The sequence below is a fragment of the Micromonospora sp. NPDC005413 genome (assembly GCF_040606435.1).
Lineage (GTDB): Bacteria > Actinomycetota > Actinomycetes > Mycobacteriales > Micromonosporaceae > Micromonospora.
On the sequence record NZ_JBEXEV010000019.1, the window covers coordinates 106998 to 117924 of the forward strand.

Annotated in this window: 10 protein-coding genes; 4 read left to right on the forward strand and 6 right to left on the reverse strand. The window is 71.8% G+C overall.

Going from position 1 to position 10927, the window contains the following annotated elements; genetic code table 11:
* Positions 1-153: 153 nt before the first annotated feature.
* From ABZS37_RS20460 to ABZS37_RS20485, 6 genes are all read right to left on the reverse strand, one after another.
* On the reverse strand, positions 154-1119 hold the full coding sequence (locus ABZS37_RS20460; RefSeq protein ID WP_355171102.1) for a pyridoxal-phosphate dependent enzyme: 966 nt from the start codon (positions 1117-1119) through the stop codon (positions 154-156).
* Positions 1120-1130: 11 nt separating this feature from the next.
* Positions 1131-1517, reverse strand: a complete 387-nt coding sequence (locus tag ABZS37_RS20465; RefSeq protein WP_354996343.1) for a MoaD family protein — start codon at positions 1515-1517, stop codon at positions 1131-1133.
* Between the two features lie 66 nt (positions 1518-1583).
* Positions 1584-2072: a M67 family metallopeptidase gene (locus tag ABZS37_RS20470; protein WP_355171104.1), complete on the reverse strand. Its 489-nt coding sequence runs from the start codon at positions 2070-2072 to the stop codon at positions 1584-1586.
* A 52-nt stretch (positions 2073-2124) separates the two neighbouring features.
* The gene (locus ABZS37_RS20475) at positions 2125-2625 is read right to left on the reverse strand and encodes a DUF2017 domain-containing protein (RefSeq protein WP_355171106.1); all 501 of its coding nucleotides are present in this window, start codon (positions 2623-2625) and stop codon (positions 2125-2127) included.
* Complete coding sequence (gene clpS, locus ABZS37_RS20480; protein WP_179782374.1) at positions 2622-2912, reverse strand: ATP-dependent Clp protease adapter ClpS; 291 nt, start codon at positions 2910-2912, stop codon at positions 2622-2624. The genes ABZS37_RS20475 and clpS overlap by 4 nt, the downstream gene beginning before the upstream one ends.
* A gap of 148 nt (positions 2913-3060) precedes the next feature.
* On the reverse strand, positions 3061-4611 hold the full coding sequence (locus ABZS37_RS20485; protein WP_355171108.1) for a hypothetical protein: 1551 nt from the start codon (positions 4609-4611) through the stop codon (positions 3061-3063).
* Positions 4612-4808: 197 nt separating this feature from the next.
* Here ABZS37_RS20485 and ABZS37_RS20490 point away from each other — a divergent pair, with 197 nt between their 5' ends.
* The 4 genes from ABZS37_RS20490 to ABZS37_RS20505 are packed head-to-tail and all read left to right on the forward strand — an operon-like array spanning position 4809 to position 10714.
* On the forward strand, positions 4809-7487 hold the full coding sequence (locus ABZS37_RS20490) for a LuxR C-terminal-related transcriptional regulator (protein ID WP_355171110.1): 2679 nt from the start codon (positions 4809-4811) through the stop codon (positions 7485-7487).
* Positions 7488-7503: 16 nt separating this feature from the next.
* A complete protein-coding gene (locus tag ABZS37_RS20495; RefSeq protein ID WP_355171112.1) occupies positions 7504-8790 on the forward strand; it encodes a nicotinate phosphoribosyltransferase in 1287 nt (428 codons plus the stop codon).
* 51 nt (positions 8791-8841) lie between these two features.
* Positions 8842-9423, forward strand: coding sequence for an isochorismatase family protein (locus ABZS37_RS20500; protein WP_355171114.1), 582 nt, complete (start codon positions 8842-8844; stop codon positions 9421-9423).
* A gap of 40 nt (positions 9424-9463) precedes the next feature.
* Entirely contained in the window at positions 9464-10714 is a 1251-nt protein-coding gene (locus tag ABZS37_RS20505) for an MFS transporter (RefSeq protein WP_355171116.1), read from the forward strand.
* The last annotated feature ends 213 nt before the right edge of the window (positions 10715-10927 follow it).

Genomic DNA, 10927 nt, shown 5'->3' on the forward strand with positions numbered 1-10927 from the left:
GTGCGTCACGCTGCGCAGCCTACGCCGGGCTACCCGGCGGCAAGAATCATCCAAGGGAAGTTGTCACGAACGTGACACCCGCTCACGGTGCGGCGGACAGCGTACGGGCCGTCGACGCACATCGACGGCCCGTACACCCAAACACCGATTCGGTCAGGCCCAGAGCTGCCCCTCCAGGGCGTCCTCGGCATCGGCCAGCGTGCCGCCGTACGCGCCGGTGGACAGGTACTTCCAGCCGCCGTCGCAGACCACGAAGGCCACGTCGGCTCGACGACCGTCGCGGACCGCCTCGTGCGCCACCGCGAGCGCGGCATGCAGGATGGCGCCGGTGGAGAAGCCGGCGAAGATGCCCTCCACCTCCACGAGTTGGCGGGTGCGCAGCACCGCGTCCCGGGTGCCGACCGAGAAACGCCGGGAGAGCACCGAGGCGTCGTAGAGCTCCGGCACGTACCCCTCGTCGATGTTGCGCAGGCCGTAGACCAGCTCGCCGTAGCGCGGCTCGGCGGCCACGACCTGAATGCCGTCGACCTTCTCCCGCAGGTAGCGCCCGGTGCCCATCAGGGTGCCGGTGGTGCCCAGCCCGGCCACGAAGTGCGTGATGGTGGGCAGGTCGTGCAACAGCTCGGGCCCGGTCGTCTCGTAGTGCGCCCGCGCGTTGGCCTCGTTGCCGTACTGGTAGAGCATCACCCAGTCGGGGTGCTCGGCGGAGATCTGCTTGGCGGTGGCGACCGCCTGGTTGGAGCCACCCGCCGCCGCCGAGAAGATGATCTCGGCCCCGTACATCCGGAGCAGTTGGACCCGCTCGGTGGAGACGTTCTCGGGCATGACGCAGACCAGCCGGTAGCCGCGCATCTTGGCCACCATCGCCAACGAGATGCCGGTGTTGCCACTGGTCGGCTCGAGGATGGTGTCACCCGTCCGGAGCCGGCCGGCCTCCTCCGCCGCGCGGACCATGAACAGCGCCGCGCGGTCCTTGATGCTGCCGGTGGGATTCCGGTCCTCCAGCTTGGCCCAGAGCCGCACCTGCGGGGCCCCGTCGGACACCGTCGGGGAGAGCCGGGGCAGGCCGACCAGCGGCGTGCCCCCGCTGGAGTCGAGCAGGCTGTCGTACCGCGCCATGGCGGCCGACCTCAGCGAGCCGCGACGGCGCCGCGCGCCACCGCGGTCGCGGCGCTGTGCGAGCTGATCGCCGCGGCGGCGGCGCTGTGTGAGCTGATCGCCGCAGCGGCCGCGAAGCCGAACGCGCCGCCGGCCACGGCCGGCAGGATGGTGACGCTGTCGCCGTCGGAGAGCTTGGCGTCCAGCGCACCGAGGAAACGGACGTCTTCGTCGTTGACGTAGACGTTGACGAAGCGGTGCAGCGAGCCAGCCTCGGTGATCAGCCGGCCGCGCAGGCCACCGTGCCGGGAGTCCAGGTCGGTGAGCAGGTCGGCGAGGGTGTCGCCGGTGCCGTCGACGACCTTCGCGCCGCCGGTGTAGCTGCGCAGGATGGTGGGGATGCGAACCTCAATGGCCATGATGTCGAGCTCCTCGATCGGGTGTGCCTACGGTGACGGGACGAGACGGGTGCGAACGCTGACGGATCAGCGGCCGGAACACTCGTAGTCGACCGTCGCCGGGCTCTGCCCGAACATGTAGGACTGGACGGCGTGCGGGTCGACGCCTGCCTCCACGACCCGGACCGGCTCCTCGGTGACCACGCCGTCGACGATCCGGAACGACCGGATCTCCTCCGAGTCGGGCTCGCGGGTCGAGATGAGCAGGTAATGCGCGCCCGGCTCGCCGGCGAAGGAGACATCCGTCCGCGACGGGTACGCCTCGGTGGCGGTGTGCGAGTGGTAGATGACCACGGGCTCCTCGTCCCGGTCGTCCATCTCTCGCCACACCCGCAGGTGCTCCATCGAGTCGAACTCGTAGAAGGTCATCGACCGCGCGGCATTGTCCATCGGGATGTGCCGGGTCGGGGTGTCGCTGCCGACGGGACCGGCGACCACGCCGCACGCCTCGTCGGGGTGGTCCCGGCGCGCGTGGGCGACGATCGCGTCGATGATCGACCGGTCGATGCTCAGCACGAGTACCAGCCTAACGCGTAGAGAGCACGGGTCGAAGTGGTGCCGGTCACGCCTAGTCGATCAAGGCGTTGAGCAGCGACTCCTGTAGATACCCGAGGTACGCGTAGACCGAAAGCTGGAACACCCGGCTGGAGGCCGGGTCCTCAGCGACCGCGTCGTCCAGCTCCTCACCGAGGTCCGTGCCGTCCTTGATCTCCAGTCGGACGCCCATCGCCAGCCGGGCGTCGTTGAGCGCCCGCAACCACGCCTCGGCCGCCTCGGCATCCAGGCGCACCTCACCGCCGGCGTCGTCGGGCAGCGCGGCCAGGATCGCCCCTGCCTGATCGATCTTCGCGGTCTTCAGATCACCCTCGGTGTAACGGCGGAACTCCGCGGTGCCGGGAGCGTCCTGCGGATAGACCGCCGGAAAGAGCCGACCGACGACCGGATCGGTGTGATCGAAGCCGTCCGTGAGCAGGCCGACCACCTCGGAGGCGACCTTGCGCAACACCCGCACCTCGTCGACGGCGAAGGTGGCGACGTAGCGGCCGGCCTGGCGACGGAACATGCTCATGAGCGGTCCACCGTCGCCCACAGCCCGTACGCGTGCAACTGCGACGCGTCGTGCTCCATCCGCTCCCGGGCACCGGTGGAGACCACGGCACGGCCCTTGTGGTGCACGTCCAGCATCAGCTGCTCGGCCCTCTCCCGGCTGTAGCCGAAAAGCTTCTGGAAGACCCAGGTCACGTACGTCATCAGATTGACCGGGTCGTCCCACACGATCGTCACCCACTGCCGGTCGGACGCCGGCACCTCGTCGGTGGCCGGCGTCTCGACCGGTGCAACCTGCGGAGCCGCCATGCCCCCCATCGTGCCACCGGTTTCCCGGAACCGAGGAACCGGAACGCCGGCCCGGCGTGGATCGCCCACCCCGGGTGCCCCTGAACCGTCCCGAACGCCATCGGACGCGCGGTGCGGTGCGGACCCGAACCGAGGGGCGACCACGCCGTCAGGCGAGCAGGATGCCGTGATCGACTGCATCGGAGAGCACCACGCCCAGCGAGAGGCGGATCACCTCGAAACGTCGGGAGATCTCCCGGGACAACCCCAGCTCGACCTCCCGCAGCGCCCGCTGGGACCAGGCCCGCGCCGCGTTGTGGTCGTCGTTGCCGGGCGTACGCCACTGCTGCCAGCACCCGCCGGAGAGCGCCACCGCGATCGGCGGAAGCACCTCGTCGCGGAACGTCGTCGGATAGCTGGTGAGGGCGTCGATCGCCTCCGGGCCGGTCAACCCGGCCACTCCGGCTGTGCTGGTGATCAGCAGGACCTTGTCCAGCTCATGGCCGGGCCGGTGATCGGCCAGGCCATACTGCACGGCGGTGGCGATCCGCCGCCGCACGCCTTCGACCGGCGGCGCGCCGAGGACCCGGGCCGCGACATCGGTCACGATGCCCCGCACCGCCTGGTCGCACTGCGCGGTGGCCAACAGCGACAGCGCCGCCATCTCCCGGTCCAGTAGGTCCGGCAGGCCAGCGCAGCCGACTCCGAAAACGATCTCCTGAACCGCCCGCAGGTGGATGTTCGCCAGTTCCAGTGCGAGATGCTGGCGGATCCGCTGGGCACACGAGCGGGTGAGCCGGTCGAGCTGCTCGGACCAGTCCCCCGGATCGGCGGCCACCGCGACCCGGCCGTGTTGGCCCGGCAGGACCGGCGGGTCGACGCTGGCCCGCTGCAACCCCTCACGCGACGACCAACCCACCAGCGCTCTGCGTAGGTCGGCGGCGGAGTCGGCGTCGTCGACCGGGAACCACAGCGCGCCGGCCAGCGCCGGCACCGCGGCCAGCAGCGCCGCCCGGTGTGCCGCCACGGTCACCGCGACCGCGTCCACATCTGTCGCCCCACCCCGGACCGACGGGACGGACGCCCCCGCGGCCTCCGTAGTCGCCGCGCCTTCGGACAGCGGGGCCCACCCCGCCGCGCCGGGGGTGACCGCGAAGACGACCTCCACCGAGGTCGGGGCGACCTCGGCGAGCAGGTTCAACTCAGCGGCGGTGAACGCCTGGTCGGCGGCGATCACGAAGAGCAGCGCGCCGGCCCGGCCCACCGCGTCGAGCAGCACCCGGTTGCCGGCCACGCCGAGCGTGGCGGTGTCGGGAATGTCGATCAGAGTGAAGTGCCGCAGCAGTGGCTCGGGCACGCTCAGCTCGACCCGCCGGGGCGGACGGGCCAACGCGGGGCCCGCGGCGTCCCGGTCCGCGCCGTACGAGTGCGGCTGGCGGTAACCGGGCACGAACGCGGCCCGGGTGGACGCCTTGGCGTTCCGCACCACCAACCAACTGCCCGCCGGCACGGTGAGCATGACCGGGTCGAGCCCGAGCAGGGTGGCGAGCACGGCACGCCGCTCGGCGCCGGCCGGACCGACGGCGACCACGCCGAGCGGCTCCTCCGGGGCGGCGCCGGTCACGCCCACCCGGGTGGTTAGCGGGCCGCAGCTGGGCAGGTCGATTGGGCCGGCCGTGTCGTCCGACGAGTCGACCGAGCGGAGAGGGCCCTGCTTCATCAGGTGGCCTCCCGTTGCAGGTGACCGGGTTCCCGGTCGCTTGGAAGATCCGGCGAGGGAACCCGGATGTCGGAAGACTACGTGCGGGCCGACGACCGGGCGAAACACCCCTGATACTCACGGGTAATTGTGCGACTACTCAACTTCGTTGTGTGACGGTGCGAGCGCGGACAGGATTCGATCGATATGCTGCGCGGATGAGTCGATGGAAGTTCGTCGGCCGAACCGACGAGCTGAACCGCCTACTGGCGGCGGTGACCGGCGAGGCAGGCCGAGGGCTCTTCTTCAGCGGCAGCGCGGGCATCGGCAAGAGCCGACTGCTGCGCGAGGGCGTCAGCACGTTGCCCACCGAGCGGTTCGCGATCTGGTCCATCGCGGCCAGCGCGACCACCGCCGCGCTGCCGTTCGGCGGGCTGGTGCAGGTCCTTCCCGCCGAACAACCCCAGGGTCTCTCCCCCGCCGGCATCCTGCGCTGGGCGCTCAACCTGTTGCAACAGCAGGCGGCTGGCCGACGGATCGTGCTCGCCATCGACGACGCCCACCTGCTCGATCCACCCTCGGCGGCGCTGGTGCACCTGGTCGCCCGCGCGGAGAATGCCACAGTGGTCGGCACCCTGCGCGACGGCGAGCAGATCCCGCTGCCGATCCGCGCACTCTGGACCGACGACCTGGTCGAGCACGTCGAGCTGACCCCGATGCCACAGGCGGAGACCGCTGGCCTGCTGGCGGCGATCCTGGGTGGTCCGGTCGACGCCGGCTCCGCCGACCGGCTCGGCCAGCTCTCGGCGGGCAACCCGCTGCTGCTGCGAGAGCTGGTGCACGCCGCCAACGGCAGCGCGGAGTTGAAGCAGACCTACGGGATCTGGAATTGGACCGGGCGACTGGAGCTGGCACCCAGCCTGACCGACCTGATCGACACCCGGGTCGGGAAGCTCACCGACGGCGTCCGCGCGGTTGTCGAGCTGGTGGCGTTCGGCGAACCTCTCGGCCTGCACCTCCTCAAGCAGGCTGCCGACCAGGCGGACGTGGAGATGGCCGAGGAACGCGGGCTGATCAGCGTGGTCCAGCACGACCGACGGACCAACGTCCGGCTGGCTCACCCGCTCTACGGCGAGGTGATGCGCCGCCGCTGCCCGGTCAGCCGCACCCGCCGACTCCAGGCCCACCTCGCGGAGCTGCTCGAGCAGGTCGGCAAGCGCCGCCGCGACGACCTGCTGCGGGTGGCGGTCTGGCGTCTCGACTCGGGCACCGCACAGGACCCGGCCCTGCTGGTGGACGCCGCGATGCAGGCCTTCACCCGATACGACGTGCCGCTGGCGACCCGCCTGGCGCGTGCCGCGCTGAATGCCGACGGTGGTTCCGACGCCGCGGAGCTGCTGGCCACCATCCTGATGTTCGCCGACCGGCCCGACGAGGCGATCGACGTCCTCGACGCGGTGACCCCCGAGCCCGGCGACGAGCGGCGACTCTGCCGCTGGCTGACGGTGCGGGGGATGGTCAGCTACTGGGGGCTGAGCCGGGAATCCACAGTGGAGGAAATCGCGAGCCGGGCCGAGCAGCTCAGCGACTCAGCCGACCGGTCCCGGGTGCACGCCTTCGAGGCGACCATGCGGCTGCACCGACTGGACACGACCGCCGCCGTGCGGCTCAGCCAGCGCGTACTGGACCGGCCGGCGGCCGGCGTCGCCGCCCGCGAGCTGGCCCGCTGCACCATCGCGTACGTCCAGGCCGCGCAGGGCCAGCTGACCCACAGCGGTACGGCGATCGCCCAGGTGCACTCCGCCGCGGCCACCTGGCGCACCGACATGCCATACCTGCAATTGGCCCTGGAGCTCGCCCGGGGCACCAGGCTCATGCTCACCGGCGACCTGGCCGGGATCGACGCGATCGTGGCCGACGAGTTCGCCGACCTCGCCGGGGCCGGTGACTTCCGTCTCGGCACCGGCTACCTGGCGATCCTCCAGGCGTACGCGGCCCGGCTGCGCGGGCAGAGCGACGCGGCCATGCGGACCTCCCTGGGTGCCTGCGCGGTGCTGGCCACCAGCCGGGTCTATGCCGGTCTGGCCCAGGCCGAGCGCGCCCAGTCGGCGGCGCTGCGCGGCGACTCCGCACAGGCGGCTGCGGCGATGGCCGAAGCGGACCGCACCCACGCACCGGGCATGGCGGTGCTCTACCCGTGGTTGGAGCAGGCCCGGGGCGCGACGCTCGCCGCGTCGGGTGATCTGCCGGGCGCGGTCAAGCAGCTCAGCGATCTCGTGGACCGGCTCCGCTCGGACGGCTTCGCCGGGCATGAGGTGCACGTCCTGCACGATCTCGTCCGACTGGATCAGGCTGGCATGCCGATCGGGCCCACCTGCTCCGATGGTGGCCGGCGCACCGTCGCGCAGCGCCTCGCCGAGCTTTCCGAGCGGGTCGACGGGGCACTGCCGCCGCTGCTGGCCCGGCACGCGCGCGCCGCGGTGACCGACTCCACCACGGATCTGCTCGCGGTCGCCGATGACTACATCACGCTGGAGCTGACCGTGTACGCGGCCGAGGCCACCTCCCAGGCCGTGCAGCGGTTGCGCCGGCAGCACTCAGCGGCGGCCAACGATGCCCGGGAACGCCTGGCCGGGCTGCTCGGGCGCTGCGACCTGATCCGGACGCCGGCGCTGCACGCGGGTGCGCCGGTGCTCACCGAGCGGGAGTGGCAGGTGGCCCGCCTCGCCGCACACGGCGCGCCAAGCCGGGCCATCGCGGAGCGGCTCTACCTCTCGGCGCGCACGGTGGAGAACCACCTCCAGCGGATCTACGCCAAGCTCGGCGTGACCGGCCGGGCCGAGCTGTGGGCCGCGCTGCGCTCCATCCCGGGCCACGAGGGCAGCGACGCGGGCTGAACCTTAGGCTGGGGCGGTGAGCACCCACCGCCCCGCGCTGCTGACCGACCACTACGAGCTGACCATGGTCAGCGCCGCACTGAAGGACGGCACCGCCGACCGCCGGTGCGTCTTCGAGGTGTTCAGTCGCCGGTTGCCGAGCGGCCGCCGATACGGCGTGGTCGCCGGCACGGTCCGGCTGATCGACCTGATCCGCGACTTCCGGTTCGACCCCACAGAGGTCGACTTCCTGCTCCGGACCGGGGTGGTCGACGAGGCGGCGGCGGCCTGGCTCACCGACTACCGCTTCACCGGCGACATCGACGGGTACGCCGAGGGTGAGCTGTTCTTCCCCGGTTCACCCATCCTCACCGTCTCCGGCGGATTCGCCGAGTGCGTGGTGCTGGAGACGCTCGTGCTCTCCGTGCTCAACCACGACAGCGCGGTGGCAGCCGCGGCAGCTCGGATGGTGACCGCGGCGCGTGGCCGGGCGCTGATCGAGATGGGGTCGCGTCGGGCCCACGAGGAGGCGGCGGTGGCCGCGGCGCGGGCCGCGTACCTGGCCGGGTTCCGGTTCACGTCCAATCTCGCCGCCGGTGCGCGCTACGGCATCCCGACGGCGGGCACGGCCGCGCACGCGTTCACCCTGCTGCACGACGACGAGCGGGCGGCGTTCGCCTCGCAGGTCGCCACGCTGGGCAAGGACACCACGCTGCTGGTCGACACGTACGACATCAGCCAGGGCATCCGCAACGCGATCGCGGTGGCCGGGCCCGAGTTGCGGGCGATCCGGATCGACTCGGGCGACCTGGCGGTGATCGCTCAGCAGTCCCGGGAGCTGCTCGACTCGTTGGGCGCCACCGAGACCAAGATCATCGTTTCTGGTGACCTGGACGAGTATGCGATCGCCTCGCTGGCCGCCGAACCCGTGGACATGTACGGCGCAGGCACTGCCGTGGTCACCGGCTCCGGGGCACCGACCGCCGGGTTGGTCTACAAGCTCGTCGAGGTCGAGGGACGGCCGGTGGTGAAGCGCTCCGAGCACAAGGCGACCATCGGCGGCCGGAAGGTCGCGGTCCGCCGGCACAAGCCGACCGGCACCGCCACCGAGGAGATCATCGTCCCGCAGGGCGTACCGGACCGGCAGCCCAACGACCGCCTGCTCCAGCGCTCGTTCGTGGTCTCCGGCGAGCCGGTGTCGCTACCCACCCTCGACGAGTCACGGGAGCACCTGCGCGAGTGCCTGATCTCCATTCCGTGGGAAGGGCTGAAGCTCTCGACCGGCGACCCGGCCGTGCCGGTCACCGTCGTACCCGCCGGCTGAGCTCATCCGGGACCGCCGCCGCAGATCGACCATGAGGAGAGGGAACCCCCAATGGCCAACGCGCTGATCATCGTGGACGTGCAGAACGACTTCTGCGAGGGCGGCTCGTTGGCCGTCGTCGGCGGCGCGGGGGTGGCCGCGGGCATCTCCCGACTGCTCGCCTCCGAGCCGGACCGGTGGGCGCACGTGGTCGCCACCAAGGACTACCACGTCGACCCGGGCGCGCACTTCGGCGATCCGCCGGACTTCGTGGAGTCCTGGCCACGGCACTGCGTGGTCGGCACCAGCGGTTCGGAGTTCCACCCCGACCTGGACACCGGTCGGGTCGAGGCGATCTTCCACAAGGGCGAGCACGCGGCGGCGTACTCCGGGTTCGAGGGGCACGCCGACGACGGCGAGTGCCTGGCCGACTGGCTGCGCCGGCACGACGTGGACCGGGTGGACCTGGTCGGCATCGCCACCGACCACTGCGTCCGGGCGACGGCACTGGACGCCGCCCGGGAGGGTTTCACCACCACCGTGCTGCTCGAGTTGACCGCCGCTGTCGCCCCGGCGACCACCGACGTGGCACTACGCGCCATGGACGGCGCCGGGGTGACCCTGCACGGCCAGCCTGTGATCAGGGCCGCATGAGGCGATAATTGGTTGGCCATCGGGCCGCCGCCGGTCGAGGATGTCGCCGGAGGTACGGACCCACGTGAACATGAAGCCTTACCGGCAGGTGCTCGCCCTACCCGGCCTGCGGTCGCTGCTGCTGGTCGCCGTCCTCGCCCGCATCCCGCTCACCGCGACCGGGGTGACGCTGACCTTCCACGTGGTGCTCGACCTCGACCGGGGCTATGGAGCCGCTGGCCTGGTGGGTGCGGCCATCACCGTGGGCGCGGCGATCGGCGGGCCGATACTCGGCCGACTGGTGGACCGACGTGGCCTCCGCCCGGTGCTGGTGCTCACCGCCATCGCCGAGGCGATCTTCTGGTCCACCGCGCCCTCGCTGCCGTACTCCCTGCTGCTGCCGGCCGCCTTCGTGGCCGGCTCCCTGGCCCTGCCCATCTTCTCCGTGGTCCGTCAGTCGATCGCCGCGCTGGCCCCGGAGGACCAACGCCGCCCGGCGTACGCACTGGACTCGATGTCGGTGGAGCTGTCCTTCATGATCGGCCCGGCGTTGGCGGTGGCCCTGGTCACCGCGATCTCCGCGCAGACCACCATGTACCTGGTCGGCGGCGGCATCGTCGCCGCCGGGATCGCCCTGTGGCTGGTCAACCCGCCGATCCGCGGTGCCACCGAGCCCACCGGCCCACAGCGTCGAGTGCCTCGCCGGGAGTGGCTGACACCCCGACTGCTCGCCGTGTTGGCGCTCAGTGCCGCCGCGACCCTGGTGCTCGGTGGCACCGATGTAGCGGTGGTCGCCGTGCTGCGGGCCAGCGGCGAGGTCGGCTGGACCGGCGTGGTGCTGGCCATCTGGGCGGTCGCCTCGCTGGCCGGCGGGTTCGCCTACGGGGCCGTCCACCGCTCGTTCTCCCCGCTGGCACTGACCGCGGCACTCGCCCTGTGCACCATCCCGGTCGGGCTGGGCGGTGCGCACTGGTGGCTGCTGTGCCTGGCGCTGATCCCGGCCGGCGCGCTCTGCGCGCCCACCATCGCCGCCGGCTCCGACGCGGTCAGCCGCCTGGTCCCAGCCGAGGTACGCGGTGAGGCAATGGGCCTGCACGGATCGGCGGTCACCGTCGGCATCGCGATCGGCGCGCCGCTCGCCGGCGCGGTGATCGACGCCAGCGCGCCGCTCTGGGGCTTCGTGGTGACCGGCGCGCTCGGTGCACTGGTCACCCTGGTGGTGCTTCCGATCGAGCTGCGCCGCCGCCGCAGGGCCGACGCCCTCGCACTGCCGACGCCCACCGAGCCCGACCTCACCCCCGCGGCCCGCTAACACCCAACCCGCCGCGCCCAACCCCACCACGGCAGCGTCAGCCGCCCTAAAACCAGGCCGCCCAAGAAGCCGGGAACCCCCACACCTCGCGTCGATCTAGGGCAGATCGTTGTCAAGTCGAGTCGTTACCTGCCCAAGCGGGCCTGGGCCGAGATGTCGGACAGCCAGAAGCGCGCGACCGACACCAAGAAGCGTGAAGCGTCCCGATCCGGC